Here is a 26,764-nt window from a genome sequence, read left to right on the forward strand (position 1 = left end):
GGCCGGCCGCTGCTAGCGACGCGCCCAGACCGGGGCCCCCGGGGCTCCGGGTTCACTTGGCCCCGCTAGGCGTGTGTGCATACTGGTCTGGCCGGAGCAGGTTTGTCTCGGCCGCGGCCGCCGGCACGCATCGCCGGGCGCGCGATTCGATCTCGGTGCGATCCTCGGGCGTTTATGATTTGCGGCATCGCGGCAGGGACGGAGATCGTTGACTTCGGGGTGTGGGACTCGCTGCGCGACGCCCTGCTGCTGCTGCTGGCGGCGATGGTGCTCGGCACGGTCGCGGAGCGTCTTCGGCAGAGCTCCATCGTGGGGTACCTGGTGGCGGGGACGCTGGCCGGCCCCAACGTGCTGGGCTGGATCAGCAAGCAAGAAGCGATCCACAACTTCGCCGAACTCGGCGTGGCGCTGCTGCTGTTCGTGATCGGGCTGGAGTTCTCCCCCCGCCGGCTGCTGGACCTGGGCGCCGCCGCCCTGGGCGTGGGCGTGCTGCAGGTGGTCCTCACCACCGCCGCGGGCTGGGCCGGCGCCGTGGCGTGCGGCGTCGGCGGGCAGGAGGCGCTCGTGATCGGCATGATGATCGCGATGAGCTCGACCGCCTGCGTGCTGCGGATGCTCACCGACCGGGCGGAGCTGGACGGCATCCACGGCCGAGCGGCCCTGGGCGTGCTGCTGGTGCAAGACGTGGCCGTGGTGCCGATGATGCTCGCCGTGAGCGCCATGGCGGGCGGCCAAGCGATGGGCGCGATGGCGTGGAAGCTGACCCTCAGCCTGCTGCTGGCGGTCGGGCTGATCGGCGGGTTCTACCTGGTGTTCGGCCTGCTGGCGCCGCGGCTGCTGAAGCAACGCGCCTGGCGGCGCAACCGCGACCTGCCGATCCTGCTGGCCATGATCCTGGCGCTCGGCTCGGCCTGGGCGGCCCACCAGTTGGGGCTCAGCCCCGCGTTGGGCGCGTTCGCGGGGGGGGTGATGCTGGCGGCCTCGCCGTTCGCCACTCAGGTGCGGGCCGACGTGCGGCCCCTGAGCACCTTGCTGGTGACCCTCTTCTTCGCGTCGATCGGCATGTTCGGCGACCCGTGGTGGCTTGTGCAGCACCTGCCGCTGGTGGGCGCCATCTTGGTCGCCATCGTGATCGGCAAGCCACTGATCATCGCGCTGGTCGGACGGCTGATGGGCCAACCGCTGCGCTACTCGGTGGCCACCGGGCTCTGCCTGGCGCAGATCGGCGAGTTCTCCTTCGTGCTGGCCACGATCGCCCAGACGCCCATCGACGGCGTCGCGCTGATGTCGGTCGACACGTTCCGGGCCCTCATCTCGGCCACCATCCTCAGCCTGATCCTCACCCCCTACTTCGTGGCGGCCGCCCCGCGGATCGGGGCCTGGTTCGCCGCGCGGCTCGGACGCTTCGGAGGAGACTCGCTGCTGAGCGGCGTGGCGGCGCCGGACTCCGAGGAGGTGCCGATCGACCCCGACACGGTGATGATCATCGGCTTCGGCCCCGCCGGCCAGCGGGTCGCAGAAGGGATCCTCGGCTCAAAGCCGGGGCCGATCGTCGTGGTCGACATGAACCCAGACAACATCGCCGTGGCCGAGCGCTACGGGCTGACCGGGTTCTTGGGAGACGCGACCCAGTCGGAGGTGCTGGAGCACGCCGGCGTGCACCGCGCGCGGGTGGTAGTGCTGGTGGTGCCAGACCACAAGGCGACGCGGCAACTCATCGACAACGTCCGCGACCTCGCCCCGGAAGCCTATTTAATCGTCCGCTGCCGCTACCACGTCTGGCACTGGGAGCTGCTAAACGCCGGCGCCCACGAGGTAGCCGACGAAGAGGACGAGATCGGCCGCCGCATGGCCCAACGCGTCCGCCGGGTGATCGCGGGCGAGCCGCCGACGCCAGAGTAGCGGGTCAATCGTAGATTCCCATTCCTAAGACGGAGGGTTGCCCACCAATCACACGAACGAAGCGAATACGTTGAAGACCCCATTTGTTCTATTCGTGTGATTCGTGGGCAGCCTTCCGTGCTTTCGGCTCAGCGTGCCGACGCTTTGAGCTGGGCGAAGCGGGCCCGCATCTCCGCCAGCCGCTCGGCCGACGCGGGGTCGCCCGCCAGGTCGTTTTCTTCGCGCGGGTCTGCCTTGAGGTCGAAGAGCTGCTCGCGGTCGAAGTCGGGCCAGAACATGTACTTCCAGTCCCTGCGCACCAGCGCCTCGGACGACGGGATGAAGCTCACGTCGCGGATGGTGGGGTGCTCGTAGAAGAACTCCTCGCGCCACTCGGGCCTTTGCTGGGCAAGGTACAACGGGCTCAGGTCGCGCCCCTGCATCCCCGGGGGCGCCGCAACGCCGGCGGCCGCTAGCACGGTTGGCGCCAGGTCGACGTTCAGAGTCATCGCGTCGTCGGTCGAGCCGCGCTCGGCTTCGGGCATCCGCGGGTCGCGGATGATTAGCGGCACGCGGATGCTTTCTTGGTGGGGGTACCACTTGTCGGCCAGCCCGTGCTCGGCGTGGTAGTAGCCGTTATCGGTAGTGAAGATCACGAGGGTGTCCTCGAGCGTCCCCTGCCGACGCAGCTCCTCGATCACGCGGCCGCAAGTTGCGTCGACCTCGGTCGCCAGCCGGTAGTAGTTTTTCATCATCGTCTGGTGCTTCTCGGGAGTGTCGAAGCGCCAGTGCCAGCGATTGCGTCCCTCGTTCTTCTCGTTGGCGACGAAGTCCGGCAGCCGACGGAACGACGCGTCGGTGGCGTTCGGCGCCACCGGGACCGTCACGTCCTTGTACAGCTCCATGCTTTCGGGTTGGGGCAAGAACTGCAGCGGGTTGCTGTCTTCGGCGTGCGTCGCGAAGAAGGCCACGGTCAGGCAGAACGGCTTGTTCGCGGGCCGGGTGTTGAGGAACTCGATCGCGTCGTCTTGGTTCTTCTGCGTCACGTGGATCTTGGAGCCGTCTGGCTGGTCGATCCAGTGCTTGCCGGAGTACGAGCGGCCGAAGTCGAAGTTCTGGGCCGGGAACTTGCCGTTGTGCCACTTGCCAACGTGCCCGACGAAGTAGCCTTGCTGGCGCAGCAGCCCGGGGAAGGTCTCTTGCCACGGCGTGTTGAAGGGCCCGAACGCCCGGTTGCCGTGCCGGGTCATCCACTGCCCGGTAAACAGCGTGGCGCGGCTCACGCCGCAGATCGATGTGGTCACGTAGTTGTCCGTGAACCGCACCCCCTGGCCCGCCAGCCGGTCGAGGTTGGGGGTCAACACCACGGGGTTGCCCGCAACGCCCAGCGTGTCGTGCCGCCAGTCGTCGGCGTACAGCACCACTATGTTCATCGGCCGACCCGCCGAGTCGGCGCCGCGGACACACGCGGGGGGGCAGGCGACGGAGCAGACAAACGCAGCAGCAACAATCAGCACGTAGCGCATCGAAGAGGTCCCGCGTCGGGTTGGAGGGTACAGGAGCAGGCGGCCCACCGAGTATAACCTCTTGCGTGACGCATCGCCGCTGCCCGCGTCCCTACTTCCAATCGTACACGGCCAGGGCGTTCAGCTCGCGGACGATCACCACCCCCTGGCACACGGCTAGGTGCGCCCAAGTTTCTTCGTCGCTCACCTTGCGCGCATCGATCTGCTCAAAGGCCTCCGGCGTAGCGCGGAACAGGATTAGTTCGCCGCGTGCGTCGAGCGCCAAGATGCGGTCTCCCAGCACGACCAGGCTCTGATACTTGCCAAACGGCTTGGTGCGCCACTTTTCTTCGCCGGTGGCGAGGTCGAGGCACTGCAGCCGCTGGTTCCGCAGGTGCATGTACAGGTAGCCGCCCACAACCACGGGAGACGACATGTAGGCCTGCGATTTGTTCTGCCACAACTCTTCGATCTGTCCTGGATCCTCATCGCTCAATCGCCACATCTGCGAACGCCCCGTGTGGGCGCTGGTGAACAGGCTGTCTCGATAGACCACTGGGGTGAGGATGTTCATGCCTTGGAAGGCGTCGATGGGCTGCGACCAACGCACCTCGCCCGACTCGGGGTCGACCCCCTTGAGCTCTTGACGCGTCTGCACTACCAAACACGTCCTGCCCCCAACCTCTGCCAGGTACGGGGAGCTGAACGCCCCAGACGACGCCATCCCTGGTCCGCTGCGGGCGACGTTCCACAGCACCTCGCCGGTCTTCTTGTCGATCTTCGCGAGCCCGCCCCCCATCTGCGCATAGAGGAATTGCTCGGTGACGATCGGCGACGAGGCCGCGCCAAACGCCGGCGGCTCAGACCCGAAGTCCTTCGGGAAATCGATCCGCCAGCGCTCCGCCCCAGACTGCTGGTCGAGCGCAACCAGAACGTCTCGGATGCCGACCACGTACAGCGCGTCGTCATCCGCGGCCGGTGTGGCGCGGATCCAGCTGCCGTTCGAAGCAGCAAAAAACGGAACCTTCATGGCGCCGGGCCACTGCGTCTCCCATAGCCGTTCTCCCGTGGTCAGGTCGAAGGCCGACGTGACTTCGGTCTTCTCGTCGCGCGTCTCGGTGGTGAAGACGCGGTTTCCGACAACGATCGGGCCCGAGTAGCTGGGCCCCAGCTCTGCCCGCCAGCGCTGCTTCAAGTGGTCCTCGCCAAGCGACTCGGGCCAAACGTCCCCCAGGGCCCGGCCGTCACGCAGCGGCCCCCGCCATTGGGGCCAGCCTGCGTCTGCCCCTGTATCGGCTGACGCGGAAGCCGTACCCAGAACCACGGCGACCAGTGCGCACCAAGTAACCGCTTGTCTTAGCATCATGCCGGCTCCAGTGAGAATTAGGGACGATTAAGGAGCGCAGCGAGACCGCCATAGATCGAACCAGCTCCGTTATGCACGTTAGGAGCTATCTCGGATCTGGACAGCCCGCGGAACCATCGGAAGACCTGCGGCTCGGCTGGCAGGCGGGGCACCAGTAGGTCGACCGCCCCGCTTCCCCCTGCCGCTGCATGGCGATCGGCCCCTCGCACTTCAGGCAGGGCCCCCCGCTGCGGTGGTACACCCACAGCCGGGCGCCGGCGCCGACGCGGGTCGCCCGCGGCCGGCCGTCGAGGTTGCGGAGCATGTGCCGGCGGGCCACGGCGAGCACGGCCCGCAGCTCGTCGTCCGAATAGGCCGCGACGTCGGCGAACGGGTCGAGCTTCTGCAGGAACAGCACCTCCGACTTGTAGACGTTGCCGATGCCGCTCACCAATCGCTGGTTCATCACCGCCACCCCCAGGGGCGTCCCCTCGGCCCCGCGCAGCCGTGCGACCGCTTCCTCCATGGCGAACTCCCCGGCAAGCAGGTCGGGTCCCAAGCCCGAGAGGTGCGGGTGCCGCCGCAGGGCGTCGCTGCTCAGGTGCTCGAGCGTCTTGGGCGTGAAGCAGACCGCCTGCAGGCCGTCGAACGTCAGTGTGAGCGCGGCGTACGACGCCGGCTTCTGCCACGGCTCGCCGGCCGGGTAGAGGTGCCAAGAGCCGGTCATCCCCATGTGGGAATGGATGGCGCCCCCTTGCGAGAGGTGCATCAGCAGGTGCTTGCCGCGGGCCTCGACGGCCGTAATGGTGCGCCCCGCCAGCCCGCCCAGCAGGCTGTCGCGCAGCCGATCCCACACATCGGCGCGGTCGATCGCACGGCCCTCGATCGCCCTACGCAACTGAACGGCCGAACGGAAGATGGTGTCGCCTTCGGGCATAGTATCTAGGGGTTTGACGAACACGCAAGAAGCAAACCACAGAGTCACAGAGAACACTGAGCCGAAAACGAGAAACCAACCGCCGATGGGCGACGATCAACGTAGATGACAAACGGGAACACTGCTCGAACGTATCGGCGTGTATCCGCGTTCATCGGCGGTTCCCTTCTCTTGGCCTTCCCGTTCTCGGTGCTCTGCGTGGCTCTGTGACTTTCTTCCAGCCGCAAACTACGATTGCGAACCATCTACTCTGTTTCGCGTTCGAGATCGCCGTCCAGCTCTGCCGGGTCGCGACGCGACGCCATCACGTCGAGCCGCGTCATCCGGCCGACGCCGCGGTGGAGGTAGCCGCGGCTGGTCGAGACGAACCCCGCCCGCCGCAGCGCGTCGCACAGCGGCGACTCGCCGATCGGCGCGCCGTCGATGCGGTCCAGCAGCAGCGGGCCGGTCGCTTCGGCCAGCTTGGCCAGCCGCTGAGCGAGCAGGTCGCCGGAGTCGTCGGCGGTAGCGCCCCCTTCGCTGGGGACCGTCGCCAAGCGCCGCGTCGACCGGGCGAGGTAGGCCAGCATCTGCCCGCTCGCGGCGTCGATCAGCACCGCGGCGCCGGCGGTGCGTTGCAGCTGGGCGGCGGGGTCGCGCGTGGCGGGCCACTTCAGCAGCGACCCGTAGGCGCAGGCCGGGTCCGCGGCCGAGAGCGCCAGCACCCGCTCTTCGATGGCCGCGTCGGGGGCGATCCGGGGATCGCGACGCAGCAGGTCCTCTGAGCCCGGCAGCGCGAACTGGGCGCCCCCCATCCCTTCGACAAAGTAGCCACGCCGCACCTTGCCCGCTTCTTCCATCGCGCGGAGCACCGGGTAGAGCGCGCCGAACCCGCCGACGACGGTCTCGCGACCCACGACCCCGCGCGTCACCACGCCGTAGCGACGCAAGAGCTGCTCAACGAGCGCCGTCTGCCGGACGGTCGGCGAGAGGGCCTCGGCTTCGGCCCCGGGCAGCAGCGACCAACGCCCCTCGGAACCGGCAAGCGCCGAGGTCCGCCGCGACCGGAAGCGGACCCGCGGGTCGCGTCCCCCCCGGACGCGGCTCCGCGTAGCGCTCGCCGGCTTCGAGACGCGCAGCCGCGAGCGCATCGGCGCCAGCGTATCGTTGGTGACCGCGCCGCTCCACACCAACCGCCATAGCGAATCGATCATGTCGTGCTTGAAGCCCCCAACGCTGCGCAGCAACTCGTCAAAGAACTGGGCGCCCCGCTCACGCAGCGCGGTAATGATGGCCGCCTCGGCGGCGCCCTCTTCCGCAGTCGCCGGCGGGGCCAGTAGCGGGAAGCTGTCGGCCAGGTAGAGCGCAATCCGCCCGTCGCTGGGCCCCGACGCCTCGACGCCCCGCCACACCACCTCGCCCGCCGCGCAAAGCTCGTCGAGCTGCCCCGGCAGGTAGTCGACAACACGCGCCGGGAGGATGTCGCGCTCGAGCGCCGAGGCGGCCAGCGGCGCCCCCTGCAACTGCTCGACCGCGTCGAGCAGCCCATCGAGCCCGCGACGCGGCTTGTCGAGCCCTTGCCACACCGGCAAAAACCGAGCGAGCACCTCGGGCGCTACGGGCTCGACTTGCTTGCGCAGCCGGGCCAGCGACAGCCGCTTGATCCGCTTGAGCACGCCGGCGTCGACCCACTCTTCGCCCACGCCGCCGGGCAAGAACTCTCCCCGCAGCACGCGGCCCGCCGCGGCGAGCGTCTCCAGCACGCCGCGAGCGGTCGCCTCGCCCAGCCCAAACCGGGCCGCGGCGTCGGCCGCGGTGAAAGGGCCACGCGTGCGCGCGTAGCGCGACAACAAATCGGCCAGCGGCGCGGCGCCGGTCTCGAGGAACGCCTCGGGCAGGCCCGGCGGGGGCTGCACACCCAGGGCGTCGCGCAGCCGCGCCGCGTCCTCGGCCGCCGCCAGCCGCGGCTCGCCAGCGATGCGCACGCGGATGATGCGACGCGCCCGCAGCAGCCCCTCCACCCAGCCCGTCGCCAATCCGGCCGCCGCCGCGTCTGGCTGCACGCGTTGCATCAGCTCGTGCTCGCTGAGGTCTCCCAGGTAGAGCAGCAGGTCGTGCACCGCGTCGGCGTCGCCCACCCGCCGCTCGTCGAGCCGCTGCAAACCGAGCGCGACCTCGTCGATCGCGTCGGCGTCCAGCAGCTCGCGGTAGTCGGCGGCGCCCAGCAGCTCGCGGAGCTGGGCGTGGTCGAGCGCCAGCGATTGTGCCCGCCGCTCTGCCAGCGGCGCGTCTCCCTCGTAGAGGAAGTTGGCCGTGTAGTTGAACATCAACGACGCCGCAAACGGCGACGGCGAGTCGGTCTCCACCGCGTGCACACGCACCTGCTGCCGCGCGATCTCCCCCAAGAGCTGCTTCAGCCCCGGGACGTCGAACACGTCGCGTAGACACTCGCGGTAGGTCTCTAGCAAGATGGGGAACCGCTCGTACCGCGAGGCGACCGCCAGCAGGTCGGCCGACTTGCGTCGCTGCAGCCACAGCGGCGTCCGCCGGCCCGGCTGCCGCCGGGGCAGCAGCAGCGCCCGGGCCGCGTTCTCGCGGAAGTGCGACGCGAACAGCGCCGTCGAGCCCAGGTGCCGCACCACCAGGTCCTCGACCTCGCCCGCGCCCATCAGCAGCGCGTCGACGCCCGGCAGCGGTTCGCTCTCGGGGAGCCGCAGCACGATGCCGTCGTCGGACCACATCAGGTCGAGCTCCAGCCCCGACTGCTCGCGCAGCCGCTGCGCGATGGCCAGCGCCCAAGGGGCGTGCACCCGCGCGCCGAACGGCGAGAGCACCACCACGCGCCAGTCGCCGATCTCGTCGAGGAACGTCTCGACGACGATCGTCTTGTCGGTCGGCGGCTCGCCCGCGGCGGCCGTTTGTTCGTCGATGTACTGCAGCAGGTTGCTGACGGCGCGGTCGTCGAGGCCCGCCTCGTCGCGGAGCGCGCGGACCGTCTCCTCACGGCCGGCGCCCGCGAGCTTGCGCGTCAGCTCCCCCACCACGCGGCCGAAGTCGAGCGGGCGCCCCGGCCCGTCGCCGCGCCAGAAGGGCATCTTGCCGGGCTCGCCCGGCGCGGGGGTCACGATCACCCGGTCGCGCGTGATCTCTAGCACCCGCCACGACGACGCCCCCAGCAAGAACACCTCGCCGGCCCGTGTCTCGAACACCATCTCTTCGTCCAGCTCACCCACGCGCAGCCCCACGGCGCCGGGCTCTGCGGCGAGGAACACGCCGTACAGGCCGCGGTCGGGGATGGCGCCGGCGTTGAGCACGGCGATCCGCTGCGAGGTCTTCCGCGGGCCGACCGTGCCGGCCAGGCGGTCCCAGTTCAGCCGTGGCCGCAGCTCAGAAAACTCGTCGCTGGGGTAGCGCCCGGCGAGCAGGTCAAGCACGCCGTCGAACAGCGCGCGCGGGAGCTCGGCGAACGGCGCCGCGCCGCGGACCATGGCGTACAGATCGTCGACGCCTAGGGGCTCCATCGCGGCGATGGCCACCATCTGCTGCGCCAGCACGTCCAGCGTGTTGCGTGGGTAGCGCGTCGTCTCGACCAGCCCGCTACGCATCCGCAGCGTGGCGGCCGCGCACGCCAGCAGGTCGCCGCGGAACTTGGGAAAGATCACCCCCTTGGAGGGCGCCCCGATGTGGTGCCCCGCGCGGCCGATCCGCTGCATTCCGGACGCCACCGACGGGGGCGCCTCGATTTGCACGACCAGGTCGACGGCGCCCATGTCGATCCCCAGCTCCAATGAGCTGGTCGCGACAATGGCCGGAAGCTGGCCGCGTTTGAGCCGGTCTTCGATCGCCACGCGCTGCGCGTGGGCGATCGAGCCGTGGTGCGCCAGGGCGATTTCTTCTTCGGCCAGCTCGTTGATCGCTGCGGCGAGCCGCTCGGCCAGCCGACGGCTGTTGACGAAGATCATCGTCGAGCGGTGCCCGCGGATCAGCTCAACCAGCCGGGGGTGGATCGCCGGCCAGATGGACGGCGGCGCCGACGGGCCCGACGTGGGGCCCGGCGTGACGTCTTGCGGCCGGCTGAGGTTGGCCATGTCGTCCACCGGCACCTCAACGGTCAGCTCCAGCCGCTTCGGCTCGCTGGCGTCGATGATCTCTACCGGCCGCGGCCGCGGGGGAAGGTCGGGGTCGGCCGTCGCGTCGGCGCCCCCCAAGAGGCGGGCGATCTCCTCCAGCGGCCGCTGGGTGGCCGACAACCCGATCCGCTGCAGCGGCGCCGCGTCGGGCCGCGCCCCGCGCCGCAGCCGCTCTAGCCGCTCGAGCGACAAGAACAAGTGGACGCCGCGCTTGGTCGCCGCCACGGCGTGGATCTCGTCGATGATCACCGAGTCGACCGTCGCCAGCGCCTCGCGGCTCTTCGACGTGAGCATCAGGTACAGCGACTCGGGGGTCGTGATCAAGATGTCCGGGGGGTCGCGCTGGATCTCACGCCGCTCGGCCGCGGAGGTGTCGCCCGAACGCACCGCAACCCGCGGCAGGCGGTGGGGGGTGGCCGAGCGATCGGCCGCGGCGTGGATCCCGGCCAGCGGCGCCCGCAGGTTGCGGTCGATGTCGACCGCCAGCGCCTTCAGCGGCGAGATGTAGAGCACGCGCACCCCTTTGGCCGGGGGCGTGTCGGGTCCGGCGCCGCCCGCCGGGGGGAACATCAACCGGTCGATCGCAGCCAGGAACGCGGCCAGCGTCTTCCCCGACCCGGTGGGCGCCAGCAACAGCCCACTGCGGCCCGCCGACAGCACCGGCCACGCGGCCCGCTGGATGCCGGTGGGCCCCGAGAACGAGTCTTCGAACCATCCACGCGTGCAGGCGTGCAGCGACTGCATCCCCGAGGGGCCCGGGGCGTCGGCGGCGGTTGGGGCGTGCTTCAAGGCTGGGGCGGGCGTCACGGGCAGCGCCGCTGGGCGGGGCCGGGCGGTACACAGGGGGAAAACGCGGAACGACACAACGTCGCGCGGGCATCCACAACCGGATGGAGGACGAGGCATTCTACCGCCTCACCCGCCAACGGCGCGCAGGATCCCTCGAAGTGGCCCGATTCTGCGGCGATTTTCGACGCTTCCCCTCTTCCTGCGCGGGGCGGGGGGCCCGGCGGGCTAGGCGCCGACGACCGCAAGACACGCGGTTGCCAGGGGGTTATAATACGAACTTGTTGTTCCCCTTATCGCAAAACCTTTTCGCCAGCGAACCTCCCTGAGAAAGGCAAACATGACCCCCAACACCAACTCCGACCGCCGCGGCTTCCTCAAGACGTCGCTCGCCGGCGGCGCCGCGCTCGCCACCCCCTACTTCTTCTCGACCCCGCGTGCGTTGGGCGCCGAGCTCGCAAGCGACAAGGTGAACATCGGCATCATCGGCGCAGGGGGCATGGCCACGGGCAACATCAACGCGGCGAAGGATTGGCTGAACGTCGTCGCCGTCTCCGACGTCGACGCGGGCCGCGCCCGCCAGTTCAACAAGCGGTTTGCCGGCGGCAAAGCCGAGCTGCACGAGGACTACCGCGCCATCCTCGACCGCAAAGACATCGGCGTCATCCACATCGCCACCCCCGACCACTGGCACACCAAGCCGCTGATCGAGGCGATGCTGGCCGGCAAGGACGTCTACTGCGAGAAGCCGCTGACCCTCACCATCGACGAAGGGAAGCAGATCCGCAAAGTGCAGAAGGAGACCGGCCGGATCGTTCAGGTAGGCACCCAGCAACGCAGCACGTTCCGGCTGTTCACCAAGGCGATGGCGATCGTCGCCGACGGCCGGCTGGGCAAGATCACTCAGGTGCAGGCCGCCATCGGCGGCGCCCCCACCAGCCCCGCCATCCCCGTGGCCGATGCGCCCGAGGGCCTCAACTGGGACCGCTGGCTCGGCCCCGTGCCGTCGGCCGACTACCGGTACCTTTCGAACCGTGGCAAGCGCGGCTTCACCAACGGGCACTACGAGTTCCGCTGGTGGTACGAGTACTCCGGCGGCAAGCTGACCGACTGGGGCGCCCACCACGTCGACATCTGCAACTGGGCCCTCAAGCTCAACGGCCAGACCGACGGCCCCCTCTCGATCGAAGGCGACGCCACGCACCCGGTCGACTTCAAGGACGGCAAGGCGGTGCTGAACGACCGCTACAACACCGCCACGAAGTTCAACTTCACCGTGAAGTACCCCGGCGGGACCGAGATGATCATCCGCGACGACACCGACAACGGCGCCCTGATCACCGGCGACAAGGGCCGCATCTTCGTCAACCGCGGCAAGCTGGTGGGCGCCCCGGTAGACGAACTGAAGGACAACCCGCTCCCCGAGGGCGCCATCCAGGCCGCCTACAAGGGGCTGCCGATGGAGGGCAACGAACGCGGCGCCCACTGGGCCAGCTTCTTGTACTGCGCCCGCGAGCAAAAAGAGCCCATCTCCGATGTCCACTCCCACATGGAGATGCTCAACGTCTGCCACATGGCGGGCATCTCGGCCCGGCTCGGCCGCGGCTTTCAGTGGGACAACGCCACGGAGCAGGTCGTCGGCGACGAGCAGGCCAACAGCATGCTGGCCCGGCCCTACCGCGAGGGCTACGAGATCGAGCAGGGCTAAAGTCCGCGCCCTGCGCCCGATCGGCCGAAAGGCCGATCGGGTGCGCTCGGGCGCAGGGCGCTTGCTGCACGGGACGGGCGCCGAACGTCACTCGCCGGCGGGCGACTCGTCTGCGTCGCGGGTGGCCAGCGCTCGCAGCACGCCCAGCGCGGCCGACTGGTGCAGGTGCTGCACCGACCCGTCTGCCAGGGCGAAGTTCGCCCCCCCGGGGTGGCCGCTGCCGTACGCGCTGAGACGCTGGTCGCGGACGGACGCAAACCTGCTTCCCAGGTCGGCCTGCGAAGCGGCCGAGCCCGACCCCCCCGGCGAGAACGGCACCTGGTAGTTGATGGGCCCCTGCGCGCTGAGCGTCACGTGGCCGATGGCCTTGCGTCCGCCGGAGGGCGCCCACCACCCCCAGGTCGTCAGGCTCTGCTCCCAGCCCGCCGCGGCAAACGCCTCGAAGTTCGCGTCAATGCGGCTGCGTTCGCCCAGCAGCAGCGTGCGGCTCGCCCCGTCGACCACCTCGCGATGCCGCACCGGCTTCTGGTTGGGCAGCGGCTCGGAGGCCGGCCCGGTGAGGTGGAACATGCCGTCGCACGCCGCGCTCGTCGGGAAGTAGGTACGCGTGCCGCCGTTGCCGCCGTAGCTGGCCAGCGCGTAACGCCACCCTTGCTGCGAGATAGGGTTCGTCTCGATCTGCTCCGACGGACAGACCAGCACCGGCAGCACCGTGGCGGTGAGCGCCGAATCGCCCCCGAACGCGTTGTTCTGCGGGTCGGCGAAGTCCCATGCCTGCCGCACCCCCGACTGCTCGAGGTAGGGCAGCAGGTGCACGAACAGCGACGACCCCCGGTACGCCGGCGCCGCGGAGAAAAACTCCTGCCGCACCCCCGGCGGAAAACTACGCACAGCAGACTCGTAATTCAGCGTCGCCAGCGCGAGCTGCCGCAGTTGGTTCTGGCACTGCGAGCGCCGAGCAGACTCTCGGGCGCCCTGCACCGCCGGCAGCAGCAGCCCCAGCAGCACGCCGATGATGGCGACCGTCGTCAGCAGCTCGACCAGCGTAAAACCGGCCCGGCCGCGGAGCGGGGCGTCTGTCCCCTGCTTACAGCACGCGTTGGGCATCCCAGTCGATCCCCTCCTGTTGGCTGGGGAGGACGTACAGCACGATCTTGCCCGCCCGGTAGTTGGGCCGCAGCCGCTTGCCGAGCGCAACCACGCCGTCGTCGACCCCCCGTTGGTTGTCGAGCCGGCGGACCTCGTCGACCCCGAACACGCCCAGCGTAGCCACGGCGTGATCGCCCGACACGTCGAAGTGGTCGCGCTCGGCGGCGCCGTTGTAGATCACGCGGCCGTCGTCGCGTGAGGCCGCCAGGCCGATCGCGGCCAGCGCGCCGATCACCCCGTCCTGGGTCCCCCCCAGGCCGCGCAGCAGGATGCCGTGCTGGGCGGCTAGGCCGCGTGCCCTTGGCTGGTCGACCAGCTCGCGTTTGCACTCTAGGCCGAACGCGACGACCGGCGCCGGCGGCTCGCCCACGCAAACGCACAGCCCCGGGTCGCTGCCGACGGGGCACCAGGGGGCCATCAACTCGGCGATCGCTCCCGCCAGAAGTTCGTCGCCCCCGGCCAGCGCGTCGGCAGCGTCGAGCGGATCGAACGAGACCGCCACGCAGCCGTTCTTGCGGGTGCAAGGAACGCGCGGGTCTTCCAGAAGCTGGTGCCGGGTGATCAGGCGCCCACGCCACCGCCCCGCGAGCCGCTGCACCACGTGCCGCGCCAACTGGTTGGTGCCGGGCGTGTCGGGCATGTCGGTGTCGTCGAGGCCAACGTAGAACACGGGTGTTTCACTCCGGCGGCGCAGCGCCGCGGAAGCAGAGCACGCCGCTCACCAGCCCGGCCGCCAGCCCGCACAGGGCGAACGACGCCAGCGCCCCCGGCCCGATCTGCTGCATGGTGTGGAGACGCGCGCCGTCGAGCGCCAGCCAGGCAACGCCCCACCGCACCGCGAACGCAAACAGGTTTGCCGCCAGCCCGGCCAGGGCGAACCGCAGGTAGAGCGTCCAACCGCCCCGCCCCGCGCCGCGCATCGCCAAGTCGATGGCGGGCCCGATGGCGAGCAGCGCAGCGACGGCGGCGGGCTGCAGGTTCCCCAAGCCCAGGCCCAGCATCAGCCCCGTGCTGGCCGCGGCAGCGGCGCCGCACAGCGAACCGGCCCACAACCGCGGCGCCAGCGCCACGCCCGCAACGATCGGCAGCGTCGCCTTGAGGATCGCGTGGCCCGGCGCCCGGATCGGCGTGGGCAGGAAGGTCACGGCGCACGCGGCCAGCACCCCCGCGACCGCCAAGAGGGCTGCTTCTCGCGACCAGAGCCCCGCGGCGCCCCCTGCGAGCGCCGGGCGCAACCGGCTGGCCCGCCAGTAATCGCCGTACGGCCAAGAGCCCGACTCTGTCATTTGTGTAACCTCGCAACGCGGCGCCGACCGGCATCACGCCGGTCGGCCGGGTGACGCAGCAGGATCGCAGCGCCCACGCCCCTGAGGATAGACGATCCAGCCCCCCAAGTAACGCCCACGGAGGGGGCGCGTGCTTCTGCATCCCGCGCTGCGAAGCGTGCCCGCCGCGGAAACAATTGCACCCCGATCCTGGGGGCGGCTAAGATAGCGTCGCGGGGCGCCTCGGCCGGTTTCCGATCTCGCCGCTGCAGACGCCGGTGGAGCGCAGTTCCGCCGGCCCTTTTCTTTCGAGGGACGCCATGCGGCCAGCGAGCTTGATCTTCTTTTTCGGCGCCGTGCTCTCGGCCGCGCTACACGCCCAGTGTGCCGAGCCCGTCGAACCGAGCGGCCCCGCCGCCAGCTTCTATGTAGCGACCGACGGCTCGGACGCCTGGTCGGGCGCCCTGCCCGAGCCGAACCAGGACCGAACCGATGGGCCCTTCGCCACCCTAGCGCGGACGCGGGACGCCGTGCGGGGGTTGCCCCAAGACCGCCGTGAGGCCGACGTGTTGGTGCACATCCGCGGCGGCGTCTACCGCTTAGATGAAACCGTGCGGTTCGGCCTTGAGGACTCGGGCCGCGGCGACGCCACCGTGACGTACGCGGCCTACCCGGGAGAGAAGCCCGTGTTCAGTTCGGGGCAAGCGGTAGGGGATTGGCGCCAAGCGCCCGACTCGCTGCCGGGCCTGCCAGAGGCGGCGCGCGGCAAGGTGAAGGTCGCCGACGTCTCGCGGCGGTTCTACACCCTGTACGATTCCGACGGCCCCCTGCCACGGGCGCGCACGGCCGGCTTCATCCCGCTGGACGGGGGGAGCCGCAACGCGTTGCGTTTCCCGCGGGGCCGGCTGAGAGAGTGGGCGAACGTCGAAGACGTCGAGATCATCGTCCGCCCCCACCACGCCTGGATCGTGAACGTGCTGCCGCTGACGTCGGTCGACGAGCAGACGCAAACCGCCCGCACTTCGCTCGACGCCACCTACGCGATGAACCGGCTCCACTTCCTCAAAGAGACGCCGTCGTGCTGGGTGGAGAACGTGCTCGAAGGGCTCGACGAGCCGGGTGAGTGGGTGCTGAACACAGACGAGGGGAAGCTGTACCTGTGGCCGCGGGGCGACTCGCCCGTTGTGGCGCCTCGGTTGACGGAGCTGATCCTGGTTGAGGGCGAGGTCGACAAGGCGGGGCCCAGCGACACGCCGGTGCGCAACCTGTGCTTCCGCGGCCTGACGTTCATGCACGGCGAGCGCTACCTGCTTAGCAAGGACGACGCCGGGCTGCAGCACGACTGGGACATGCACGACAAGGCCAACGCGCTGGTCCGCCTGCGGGGCGCCGAGCGGTGCGCGATCCAGCAGTGCCGCTTTGCCCACAGCGGCAGCGGGGCCGTGCGTATCGACCTGCACGGGCAGCAGAACGAGGTCTCCGGGAACCACATCGAGCAGATGGGGGGCGCCGGCGTGCTGCTGTGCGGCTACGGCCCGGGGACCAAGGACGTCAACCACCACAACGTCGTTACAAACAACCACATCCACCACGTCGGCCGAATCTACTCCCACTCGCCCGGCATCATGGTCTGGCAGAGCGGCGAGAACCGTGTGGCGAACAACCTGATCCACCACACCCCCTACACCGGCGTGATTATCAGCGGGTGCATGACCGACTTCTTCGCCAAACGCGGTCGGGAGCTCGGCCGAACCATCCGCCGGCACGAGGTGGTCGGCCTGCCGGCCAGGCCGACGCTGGACGACGTGCGTCCCTACCTGCACACGCGTGGCAACCAGATCGAGCTCAACGAGATCCACCACGTCATGCAGCAGTTGGGGGACGGCAACGCCATCTACGTGCGCGGCGCGGGCCCGGGCAACGTGATCCGCCGCAACTACGTCCACCACATGGTCGCCCCGATGATCATGCAGTGCGCCATCCGCACCGACGGCGGCCAGACAGACACCCTGATCGCCGAGAACCTGATCTACAAGTGCGTTTCCCAGGGCATCATGCTGAAGCTGAACAACCGCTGCGAGAACAACATCGTGGCAGACATCATCGCGCCGCCACGCGGCTACTACCTGGCGGTGCGCGAGGGCCCCATGACGGGCGCGGTGATCAAGCAGAACATCTTCTACTCCTCCGGCACGGAGTGCGTCTTTATCGACGAGCTGCCCCCCGCCGGGCGGAGCGCTTCGGAAGACCGCCGGGGGCGGGGGCTGGCGCGCTCCAAGGACGCCGACACCGACTACAACCTCTACTTCTGCGCGGCCGATCCCCAGTTGGGCGAGGCGATGCTGGCCAAGCAGCGGGCCGACGGCGTCGACCAGCACAGCCTGGCCGTGGACCCGTTGTTCGTCGACCCAGAAAGCGGCGACTTCCGCTTCAAGCCCGGCTCGCCCGCGCTCGGGCTGGGCATTAAGCCGATCGACTGGTCGCGGTGCGGACTTCTCAAATCAGAAAACTAGTGGAGCTTTCGTATGCGATTTTTCAATGCAGGGGTTTTGGCGCTGGTGTTGGCCGGCGCGGCTTCGGCCGCCGAGGTGGAGCCGACATGGGAGTCGCTGGCCGCCCACTACGACTTGCCCGACTGGTTTGTGGACGGCAAGATCGGCGTGTGGATGCACTGGGGGATCTCCTCGGCGGCCGATGAGAACCGCCCCAACGACGGGTCGCACTACGCCCGTCGTATGTACGCGATCGTCCCGGACGACTACACGGGCAAGCTGGGCATGTCGGAGACCCTGACCCGGTGGCACACCCAGCACTACGGGCACCCCTCGGAGTTCGGCTACGAGGACCTGATCCCGTTGTTCAAGGCAGAGAAGTGGGACCCCGACGCGCTGGTGGCGTTCTTCAAAGACAACGGCGCCCGCTTCATCATGCCGGTCGCCTGCCACCACGACAACTTCGACATGTACGACTCCTTCTTTCCGTGGAACTCGGTCAAGATGGGCCCGCACCGCGACACGCTTCGGGAGTGGAAGGAAGCCGCTACAAAGCACGGGCTGAAGTTCGGCGTCTCGACCCACCTCTACTGGTCGCCGCGCTTCTTGGCGTCTGCCCGCCAGTACCAGAAGCCCGGCACGCCCGAGTGGGAGTTCTTCAACATGGACTACAGCCCCCGGGGCTACGCCACCCAAGACAGTTGGAACGAGCACTGGTACGCCCGCTGCTGGGACCTGATCGAGAAGTACGACCCCGACATGTTCAACAACGACAGCCCCTACCCGTCCATCGGCGGCGGCAAAGGGCTGGGGATCAAGCTCTTCACCGACTACATCAACCGCGACCTCGAGGAAAACAACGGCAAGCAGACCGTTGTGCTCTCCTTCAAGGACGCCAAGGCCGACCGCGCCGCCTTCACCTACAACCTGGAGCGGGGCAGCGCCGGCGAGATCAAGCCGCAGCCCTGGATGTGGGCGACCGACCTGTCCGGCGGCTGGTTCTACCGCAAGAACGCGGTCAACAAGATGAGCATCCCCGTGATGGTGGGCAACGCCATCGACGCCATCAGCAAGAACGGGGTCGTGATGCTCAACGTCGCGCTGCGTGGCGACGGCACCCTGCCCGAGAACCAGGCCGCCTACCTAACCGCCTTCGGCGACTTCCTGAAGATCAACGGCGAAGGGATCTACGGCTCGCGCCCCTGGAAGGTGTACGGCGAGGGACCGCTGAAGATGAAGGATGGCCGCCAGGGCGAGAACCACCAAGACTTCTCTCAAGCAGACATCCGCTTCACCAGCAACAACGGGGTGCTGTACGCGTTCGTGCTGGCGCCGCCGACCGAGGACATCGTGATCAAGACCCTCGCAACCGGCGGCCCGCTAGATCGTGAGGTTGCGTCGGTCCGGATGATGGGCAGCGACGCGAAGATCGACTGGAAGCGTGGCGCCGACGGGCTGACGATCCAACTGCCCGCGGAGCTCCCCGACGCGCTGGTGACCGGCTTTGCGATCACGTTGCAGGAGTAGGCGGAGGGGCGGCGGCGAGCGGACTACGAGCTATCTTCGCGAGGGGTAAACGGATGGGCTTCTTGCGGAGATGGATCTGCGGGCGGTTCTCGGTTCGTTCCCTATTGGTCGTGAGTGCGCTTTTTGCTGGTCTCTTTTGCCTACTTGGGGGCGCACTTCAACGGGCCCGCGTGCAGCAAGCGGCCGTGCGGGAGCTTACGGCCTGCGGCTATCTGCTTAGATACGACTTCCAAGTGGCCCGCGGCGACCTGCCACGCTTAGCAACGCATGAGCCCGTCGATCGACAACACAAGCAACTCGCGCGGTCGTTGCTGCTGACGGTCACGGCTCCACCTCCCGCAGCCTGGCCGATGTCGCTGCTGCCGTTCGACATGCGTCATTCGGTGGTGTCGGCTCAGCCCGGCAGAGAGTCCGACCTGAAGGCAGCATCACTCGCAAAACTGCATGGCCTCCAACGCCTCTTTCTGCATGACAAAACCGTTAGCAGCGATGACTGGAGAACAATCAGCCAGCTTGACGATCTGGAAGTTCTCTTCGTCAGCCGAATTTCGATGGACGCACCGGCGCTGCAGTGCGTAAGCGGCCTGAAAGGGCTGACCTATCTTGCGCTACGAGACGGCGAGTTGGACGTAAAAGCCCTGCCTTCGGCCATTAGCGACCACCGCCAACTGGAGAGTCTGGACCTCAGTTTTTCTACGGTGTCGGGTGACGCGTTTCGACAGGTCAACGGTCTTTTTCGGCTAGTTGCACTCTCGCTCGAAGGCACGGGGCTTACGGACGAAGGCCTCGCCCACGTGGCGGCAAGCCTGCCCCATTTGGAGCGTTTAGACCTGAGCAAAACACTAATCTCTGACCGTGGATGCACGCACCTGGCAAAACTGGAGAAGTTGCAGACCTTGATCCTGCAAGACGTGGCGATTGACGCCGGGCTCGAGCGCCTGGGCGCCCTGCAACACTTGAGGCATCTTGACCTGTCTTATTCGGACGCAAGCGATTCTGGCGTCGCCCACCTTCTAGGCCTCAAATCGCTGCGATGGCTCAACGTGCGGGGCCCGCACGTTACTGACGGAATGGTGAAGCAACTCAGAGAGCGCTTGCCGGCTTGCCAGGTCATCAATTGAGTGCGTCGCCAGCTTCCGTGAGAGCTGCGCGCCATCCGCTGCCCGCTACCACCGGATCCCGCTCATCCACCGGTACCAGTAGATAAACTTCTCGTGCCACCGGCGCCTTGCGTGCATGGTGATCTGGCACTCGGCCTGCGCGAGGCGGCCCGCGTCGGGGTCGAAGTTGTTCGTGCCGCAGGCGACACAGAAGCGGATGCCGCCGGGCAGCTCGTCGCCGCAGCGGGAGCACTTGCGGGGGGCGTCGTGGGTTTCAGGGGTCATTGTTGAGGCCGCTCAATTCGCGATCGTGTTCCTGACGCCATTTCAGTGCCGAGGCGCTTCACCGAGCAGCGCTGGTCGGTCGAGCAAGCCTAGTTCTGCCTATCTCTCTCCGCTGGCCCCCCTCCGAGTAGAGGTAGCGCACCTGCATGTTAGGATCTAGCAGATCGAAGACCTGGGCGCCGGACGGGAACGCCAAGCAGAAGAGACCGGGGTCCAGCGAGGCGTTGGTGCGGCAGGCCTCGACTTCACACACGCAACGGCTCACTAGCCTCCCTCTACGGTGGTGCGTCGCCACCCAGCGCTTGGGCGCCCAGCCTGGGGTTTTGTCCCGGGCGTACTCAACCTCGAGTTGGCCGCGATTGCGTAGGCCTCCGTTGGGGCCATTCTCTGAGCTGTACCGCACTATGGAGTAGTCGCGACCCGGGTCGACCACGAGCACGCGCGCACCATCGGCGGAAGTGAGCTCGATGGTCTCTCCACCGTCATCGCTCGCTCCGAGCCCAGTGACGCTGAAATCGTCTAGCTGATGAATCGGGGGGCGGCAGAAATCAAGCATCGGTCGGTTCCTGAGCTCCTCAAGCTCAATGGCTCTGCTCGTAATCGTCCCCTGTAATCGCGTTTGCCCGCCGGGTTCGTACTCGGCGAGCTTTCGCACCTCTCCTCCCTGCTGAACGACGAGGACACCCTTCTCAGGCACTCGTGCCTGCTCGCTCGAATTGAAAGTCTCTCCTTCGTACTCAAGCCGCCTCAGTTCACCAGAGACACTGAGCGTGACGCGGCGGGCGGCGTGCAGATCATGAGCCGGAGAATCGCCGCCTGTGGGATCGTGTCCCCGCTTGCCGTTGAGCGCCCCTGTTGCCGTCATCGTTTCCATGGTGACGCTCATCACGAGGTCGCCCACTTGTGCTTCACGGTCTGCCCACGCCTTCTGGATATCCTTCTTGTAGTCCTCACCGCGGAGCGGAGACGGGAGGGCAACGGCGGAGAGACAGATCGCAACGGCGGGAGCGAGGCGTGCGATGTGCGATGCTCGTAGATCCACGTGGACGGTCAGCATGCCGAACTCCTTCGCCGAATCTTGCTTGGCAGTGCAGAAACACTGCACATGTTTTCTGAGGGTGCGTGCCCCTCTCGTCACGAGAGGGGCGCCATCACTGGCGGTCCGGCGGCGCGCCACGGCTGCATTTGGTAAACGACGCCCGCTGTAATCTTACGAAACTCTTGACCCGCAAGCAGCCACCCGGTGCGGCGTGGGGGTGGAATTGCAGATTTGGGGCTGCTCCGCTTCCTGACGGGCGCGGCTCGATCGAGCGCTGCGAGAGAATGCTCCGTGTTCGAGCCGCGCCCGTCAGGAAGCGGAGCACCGTCCCGACCTACCTCACGATCGCCGCGCTCAGCAGCTCGTCCATCGCGGACGCCTCGGGCGCCACGGCCGTTGCTTGGGCGATGTTAGCAGCGGCGGGGGGGTCGGCCTTCATCCGCTGGCCCAGCCAACGCCAGGCGTATTGGTTGCTCTGGCGGAAGTAGTCGAGGCTGTGGCCCATGCCCGGGTAGCAGGCGGTGTAGACCCGCACGCCGGGGCAGCTGCGGGCCAGGTGGGCGAACGACTGGGCGTGGGCGTCGAAGTTTAGGTTGTCCTCGTCGCCGTAGCTCAGCAGCACGTCAAGCTCGCCCGGCAGCGGCGCGGTGCGTAGCAGCAGGTCGGCCGGGTTGTTGCAGGTGACCCGCGGGATGACTTCGGGGCCCGAGCCGAAGACCGGCTTGACGTACATCTTGGCCCGGATGGGGATGCACGCAAACCGGCCGATCACCTGCCGGGGGCGGTAGTAGTCTTTCCAGCGGTACGTGCAGGGAGAAAAGTCTTCCAGCGGCGCGTGGTTGAGGTTGTCGTACCGCATGTTGATGGCGCCGGCGTGCGACACCGCGTAGGCGAAGCAGTCGCGGTGCTTCAGCGCGATCCCCAACGCTCCAAAGCCCCCGGCCGACACGCCGACGATGGCGTGGCGCGAGCGGTCGGGGTCGATCGAGTAGCGGCCGATCACCAGCGGCAACACCTCGTCCAGCAGGTGGTCCTGGAACCGCCCGCTGCAGCCGTTCACGTAGAACGAGTGCTTGCTGAGCAGGCGGTCTTCTCCTTTGATGGTCCCGTCTGCGCAGACGACGATCATCGGCGGCGCCGCGCCGCAGCGGATCAAGCGGTCGAGGTAGTCGATCTGGGCGGTGTCCAGGAACGCGTGCTCGTCGCCGAACGCGCCGTGGCACCACACCACCAGCGGGTAGCAGCGGGCCGGGTCGTAGCACGGCGGGAGGTAGACGTAGAGGTCGCGGCGTTGGCACAGCACGCGCGACTCGATCCGCCGGTCGGCGCCGTGGTTGTGGGTGCAGTCGACGATCCGCCCCGCCATGCGGGCGTTGATGGCGGCCAGCTCGTCCTGGGCGGCCGACGCGTGGTCGGGGGCGCCACAGGCGCAGGCCAGCCCGACCAGCAGCCAAACGCGCAGGATGGAGGACAAAAAGGACAAAATAGGGGGCCGCGTCGGGGGGCTGGGGCCGGTAAAGCTGGGTAGGGGGCGGCCTTTCGGCGGCGCCGTACCCGCTACATCGGTCGCCCCGGTTGCGATCCTGAAAGCCTCTCTGGAAGGTCGATCCGCGAGACCCCGCAAAGTTTGCCCGACCGATCGCGTCGCACGGGGGGCTTACGGACTGACCTGGCTAGCCAATCACGGTAAGATGTAACGGGGGCGGCCCAGGCTCGCCCGCGGCGAGCGTCACAGGAGGCTTAATGTTGAGCTTTTCGAACTCAGGGTGGCCAGCGGCAGCCATGGCGGCGTGCGGACTGCTGTCGTCGGCGCTCGCCGCCGGCCCCGACCGCGTGGGAGCGGCCGCGTTCGCAGACAAGTGCGCGGCCTGCCACGGCGCCGACGGCCAGGGCGAGAGCGGCGCCTTCGAGTCGCCCCTGGCGGGAGACCTGTCGGTCGCCGAGCTGACGCGGGTGATCGAGCGGACGATGCCCGAGGGCTCCCCCGAAGACTGCGTGGGGGAAGAAGCCGAGGCGATCGCGGGCTACGTGTTCGAGTCGTTCTACTCGCCCGCCGCGCGGGCCCGCGCGGGTCACGCGCCGCGGATCGTGATATCGCGACTCACCGTCCCGCAGCACCGCAACGCGCTGGCCGACCTGGTGGGCCGGTTCACGCCGGGTCGCGAGAACGCCGCGGCCGGGGCGCCGGGCTGGCACGCCGAGTACTACAAGTCCGACGGCATGAACAAGGCCCAAGGAGACGCGCTGCAGCGGGTGGATGCGGCGATCGATTTCGACTTCGACACGGGGAGCCCCGCCGAGGGGATCGGCGCCGATCAGTTCTCGATCGTGTGGCGCGGCGCGGTGTCTGCCCCACACACGGGCGACTACGAGTTCCGGTTGCGGACGCAGAACGGCGCGCGGCTCTACCTGAACCGCGACGGCATGGCGCAGGGGCGCATCATGCGTGACGACGGCGGCGAGGCCGGCAACGCGCCGCTCATCGATCAGTGGGTCGGCTCCGGCAAGATGCGCGAGGACACGGCGCGCGTTTTCCTGCTGGCGGGTCGGCGGTACCCGATCCGCGTTGAGTTCTTCAAGTACCTCGACAAGACCGCCAGCGTGCGGCTCGAGTGGCGGACGCCGCACGGCGCCTGGGAAGTCCTCGGCCAACAGAATGTCGACAACGCCACGCCCGGGCGCACCTTCGTGCTGCAAACGCCCCTGCCGGCCGACGACCGCAGCCTGGGTTATGAGCAAGGTTCCTCGGTGTCGCAGGCGTGGCTGACCGCCATCAGCGAGGCCGCGCTCGAGACCGCGGACGAGGTCGTGGCGAAGCTCCCGGCCCTTGCGGGCAGGAAGGCCGACCGGCTGCCGGAGTTCCTTTCCCGGTTTGTCGCCGCGGCCTACCGCCGCCCCCTGACCCCGGCCGAGCAGCAGCTGTTCCGCGAAGAGCTGTTCGCAACGACCGACAGCGCCGAGGGCGCCGTGCGTAAGGGGGTGCTGCTGGCGCTCACGTCGCCCCACTTCCTCTACGTCGACCTGAGCACGGGGGCCGACCTGAAGGCGGGGGCCGACCAGAGCGCGGGCGACCGAGGCCCCGACCCGCACGCGGTCGCCGCGCGGCTGGCGCTGGCGCTGTGGGACTCGATCCCCGACGCCCAACTGGCGGCCGCCGCAGACAAGGGAAAGCTGAAAACCGCACAGCAGATCGAGGCCCAGGCCGCGCGGATGCTGCAAGACCCCCGCACCCGCGCCAAAGTGCAGGAGTTCTTCGCAGACTGGCTGGAGCTGGACGAACGCGACCTCGCCAAGGACCAGAAGCTCTACCCCGACTTTGACGAACCGGTGGCCGCGGACCTGCGGCGCTCGCTGGAGCTGTTCCTCGACCGGGCGGTGTGGGAGGGGGACTCCGACTACCGCCAGTTGCTGTTGGCGGACTACCTGCTGCTGAACGATCGGCTCGCCGCGCTGTACGGCGAAGGGGGCGCCGCGGACGCGAGCGCCGAGCCAGACGCCGGCGGCTTCCGCCGGTACGTGTTCTCGGACGCACAGCGGTCGGGGGTGCTGACCCACCCCTACCTGCTCAGCGCGTTCGCGTACCACAACAACACCTCGCCCATCCACCGCGGGGTGTTCCTGACCCGCCGGATCGTGGGACGCACGCTGAGGCCGCCCCCCGTGGCGGTGGCGTTCAGCGACGATTCGTTCGCGGCGGACCTCAGCATGCGCGAGAAGGTCACCGAGCTGACGCGCGACCAGGCGTGCATGTCGTGCCACGAAGTCATCAACCCGCTGGGCTTTGCGCTGGAGCACTTCGACGCGGTCGGCCGGTGGCGCCAGCACGACGGCGTCAAGCCGATCGACAGCCGCGGCCTCTACACCGCGGCCGACGGGGCCACGGTGGAACTGAGCCGGGCGCGAGACATCGCCGCCTACGCCGCGGGGAGCACCGCGGCGCACCGGGCGTTCATCAAACACCTCTTCCACCACTTGGTGAAGCAAGACCCCTCGGCCTATGGGCCCGATGCCGCCGAGGCGCTGCGTCGCGATTTCACGGCGAACGGGTTCGCCGTGCGGGGATTAATCGAAAAGATTGCCGTGGTATCGGCCAGCCACGGACTGTCGGATGATTCAGCGGCCGCTCCGGAGACCTCGCTATGAACCCCAACGCGCCGACGCCGTTTGCTATGACGCCCAGCCAAGACCGCCGCCGGTTCCTCCGCGACCTCGGGGTGGGGGCCGCGGCGCTGCCGTTCCTGTACGGGCTGCCCAGCGCCCGCGCCGGCGCCCCCGGGCCCGCCGCCGCGCGCAAGCGGCTGGTGGTGGTGTTCACCCCCAACGGCACGCTGCCGGACGAGTTCTGGCCCGACCGGTTCGGCCTCGACAAAGCGGGGCGGCCCCACCCGCTGCAGGTGAAGCCGATGCTCGCGGCGCTCGAGCCGCTGCGTGACCAGTTGCTGTTCCTCAAGGGGGTGAACAACGAGATCCGCGGCGACGGCGACGGCCACATGCGCGGCATGTCGTGCCTGCTGACCGCCACGCACCTCAACCCGGGCAACATCCAAGGCGGCTCCGACAAGCCGGCCGGGTGGGCGTCGGGCATCTCCATCGACCAAGAGATGGCCCGCTTCTTCCAGTCGCAGGACGCGGGCCGCACGCGGTTCGCCTCGCTCGAGCTGGGCGTCGCGGTCCCCAACCGCGCCGACCCGTGGACCCGTATGTGCTACGCAGGCGACGACCGCCCGGTCGCCCCGCTGGACGACCCGCACCAGGTGTTCGACAAGCTCTACCGCGGCGCCGCCGACCGCCGGCGGATCGCGGGGGTGCTGGACCACGTGCAGGAAGACCTACGCCGCGTGGCGCCGCGGCTCAGCCCCGAGGACCGCGCGTTGCTGGAGGAGCACATGCAGCAGGTGAGCCAACTAGAACGCGACATCGCGGCCGCCTCGGTCGAGACCGAGCTGGCGCACCCCGAACCCGAGATCGATCCAGAGATCGAGCTGGTCAACGACAACACGCCGGCGATCAGCCGGATGCAGATCGAGCTGATCGTGAGCGCCCTGGCCAACGGCATGACGCGGGTCGCAAGCCTGCAGTTCATGCGCTCGGTCGGCCAGGCGCGGATGCGTTGGCTGGGCATCGAAGACGGGCACCACGGGCTGTCGCACGAGCCCGACTCCGACAAGGCCGCCTACGACAAGCTCAAGCGGATCAACTCCTGGTTCGCGGGCGAGGTGGCCCACCTGGCTAAGCGGCTCGCCGAAACCCCCGAGCCGGGGGGCGCGGGGGGCAACATGCTGGACAACACCCAGATCGTGTGGGTCAACGAGCTGGGCAAGGGGAACTCGCACACGCTCAACAACATCCCCTTCTTGCTGGTGGGCGGGGGCGCCGGCTTCCAGCGCGGCCGCGCGCTCGACATGAAGGGCGTGCCGCACAACCGGCTGTGGATGGCGCTGGCGCACGGGCTCGGGCACACGGGGCTGAAGAGCTTCGGCGCGGAGAAATACTGCGCCGACGGGCCGCTGGTGCTTGGGTAGACGTCGAGGACGCTTAACCACGGAGCCACAGAGGGCACAGGAACGGACGGAGAATCTTGAAAACGCCGCTATGCAAGCCTCGATGACTGACGAAGCCGTGGCGCCGGGTATTGG

The 26,764-nt window shown here is 68.6% G+C and carries 17 protein-coding genes; 7 read left to right on the top strand and 10 right to left on the bottom strand.

The features are described 5' to 3' along the window. Positions 1-174: 174 nt before the first annotated feature. Positions 175-1,902 (top strand): cation:proton antiporter, encoded by a 1,728-nt coding sequence (locus Pla175_RS15960; protein WP_145287138.1) that lies wholly within the window; start codon positions 175-177, stop codon positions 1,900-1,902. A 128-nt stretch (positions 1,903-2,030) separates the two neighbouring features. Here Pla175_RS15960 and Pla175_RS15965 read toward each other — a convergent pair whose 3' ends face one another. The 4 genes from Pla175_RS15965 to Pla175_RS15980 form a co-directional block, all read right to left on the bottom strand. Further along, complete coding sequence (locus tag Pla175_RS15965) at positions 2,031-3,407, bottom strand: sulfatase family protein (protein ID WP_145287142.1); 1,377 nt, start codon at positions 3,405-3,407, stop codon at positions 2,031-2,033. A 91-nt stretch (positions 3,408-3,498) separates the two neighbouring features. Continuing rightward, complete coding sequence (locus tag Pla175_RS15970; RefSeq protein WP_145287145.1) at positions 3,499-4,752, bottom strand: PQQ-binding-like beta-propeller repeat protein; 1,254 nt, start codon at positions 4,750-4,752, stop codon at positions 3,499-3,501. 85 nt (positions 4,753-4,837) lie between these two features. Further along, complete coding sequence (locus tag Pla175_RS15975) at positions 4,838-5,668, bottom strand: Fpg/Nei family DNA glycosylase (protein ID WP_145287148.1); 831 nt, start codon at positions 5,666-5,668, stop codon at positions 4,838-4,840. A 245-nt stretch (positions 5,669-5,913) separates the two neighbouring features. Next, positions 5,914-10,566, bottom strand: coding sequence for an Lhr family helicase (locus Pla175_RS15980; RefSeq protein ID WP_197526898.1), 4,653 nt, complete (start codon positions 10,564-10,566; stop codon positions 5,914-5,916). Between the two features lie 337 nt (positions 10,567-10,903). On the opposite strand from Pla175_RS15980, the gene Pla175_RS15985 reads away from it, so the two are divergent. Next, positions 10,904-12,271 carry a Gfo/Idh/MocA family protein gene (locus tag Pla175_RS15985; RefSeq protein WP_145287151.1) on the top strand — a complete coding sequence of 456 codons (1,368 nt, stop codon included), beginning with the start codon at positions 10,904-10,906 and terminating at the stop codon, positions 12,269-12,271. An 87-nt stretch (positions 12,272-12,358) separates the two neighbouring features. Here Pla175_RS15985 and Pla175_RS15990 read toward each other — a convergent pair whose 3' ends face one another. Genes Pla175_RS15990 through Pla175_RS16000 form a run of 3 tightly spaced genes read right to left on the bottom strand, consistent with a single transcriptional unit; the run spans position 12,359 to position 14,706 of the window. Then, entirely contained in the window at positions 12,359-13,378 is a 1,020-nt protein-coding gene (locus Pla175_RS15990) for a DUF1559 family PulG-like putative transporter (protein WP_145287154.1), read from the bottom strand. After that, a complete protein-coding gene (locus tag Pla175_RS15995; RefSeq protein ID WP_145287157.1) occupies positions 13,359-14,090 on the bottom strand; it encodes an ABC transporter substrate-binding protein in 732 nt (243 codons plus the stop codon). Before Pla175_RS15995 ends, Pla175_RS15990 begins: the two co-directional genes overlap by 20 nt. 7 nt (positions 14,091-14,097) lie before the next feature. Continuing rightward, complete coding sequence (locus Pla175_RS16000; RefSeq protein WP_145287160.1) at positions 14,098-14,706, bottom strand: hypothetical protein; 609 nt, start codon at positions 14,704-14,706, stop codon at positions 14,098-14,100. Positions 14,707-15,005: 299 nt separating this feature from the next. On the opposite strand from Pla175_RS16000, the gene Pla175_RS16005 reads away from it, so the two are divergent. From Pla175_RS16005 to Pla175_RS16015, 3 genes are all read left to right on the top strand, one after another. Next, entirely contained in the window at positions 15,006-17,198 is a 2,193-nt protein-coding gene (locus tag Pla175_RS16005) for a right-handed parallel beta-helix repeat-containing protein (protein ID WP_145287163.1), read from the top strand. Between the two features lie 12 nt (positions 17,199-17,210). Next, positions 17,211-18,704 (top strand): alpha-L-fucosidase, encoded by a 1,494-nt coding sequence (locus tag Pla175_RS16010; protein WP_145287167.1) that lies wholly within the window; start codon positions 17,211-17,213, stop codon positions 18,702-18,704. A gap of 170 nt (positions 18,705-18,874) precedes the next feature. Then, entirely contained in the window at positions 18,875-19,825 is a 951-nt protein-coding gene (locus Pla175_RS16015) for a leucine-rich repeat domain-containing protein (protein ID WP_197526899.1), read from the top strand. Positions 19,826-19,870: 45 nt separating this feature from the next. Here Pla175_RS16015 and Pla175_RS16020 read toward each other — a convergent pair whose 3' ends face one another. The 3 genes from Pla175_RS16020 to Pla175_RS16030 form a co-directional block, all read right to left on the bottom strand. Continuing rightward, the gene (locus Pla175_RS16020; RefSeq protein ID WP_145287173.1) at positions 19,871-20,089 is read right to left on the bottom strand and encodes a zinc-ribbon domain-containing protein; all 219 of its coding nucleotides are present in this window, start codon (positions 20,087-20,089) and stop codon (positions 19,871-19,873) included. 58 nt (positions 20,090-20,147) lie between these two features. Then, a complete protein-coding gene (locus tag Pla175_RS16025; RefSeq protein WP_145287176.1) occupies positions 20,148-21,146 on the bottom strand; it encodes a hypothetical protein in 999 nt (332 codons plus the stop codon). A 316-nt stretch (positions 21,147-21,462) separates the two neighbouring features. Next, positions 21,463-22,602 (bottom strand): alpha/beta hydrolase-fold protein, encoded by a 1,140-nt coding sequence (locus tag Pla175_RS16030; RefSeq protein WP_197526900.1) that lies wholly within the window; start codon positions 22,600-22,602, stop codon positions 21,463-21,465. A gap of 269 nt (positions 22,603-22,871) precedes the next feature. Here Pla175_RS16030 and Pla175_RS16035 point away from each other — a divergent pair, with 269 nt between their 5' ends. Both Pla175_RS16035 and Pla175_RS16040 read left to right on the top strand, forming a co-directional pair. Beyond that, positions 22,872-25,271, top strand: a complete 2,400-nt coding sequence (locus tag Pla175_RS16035) for a DUF1592 domain-containing protein (RefSeq protein ID WP_145287179.1) — start codon at positions 22,872-22,874, stop codon at positions 25,269-25,271. Next, the gene (locus Pla175_RS16040) at positions 25,268-26,650 is read left to right on the top strand and encodes a DUF1552 domain-containing protein (RefSeq protein WP_231953928.1); all 1,383 of its coding nucleotides are present in this window, start codon (positions 25,268-25,270) and stop codon (positions 26,648-26,650) included. The genes Pla175_RS16035 and Pla175_RS16040 overlap by 4 nt, the downstream gene beginning before the upstream one ends. The last annotated feature ends 114 nt before the right edge of the window (positions 26,651-26,764 follow it).

The sequence above is a fragment of the Pirellulimonas nuda genome (assembly GCF_007750855.1).
Classification (GTDB): Bacteria; Planctomycetota; Planctomycetia; order Pirellulales; family Lacipirellulaceae; genus Pirellulimonas; species Pirellulimonas nuda.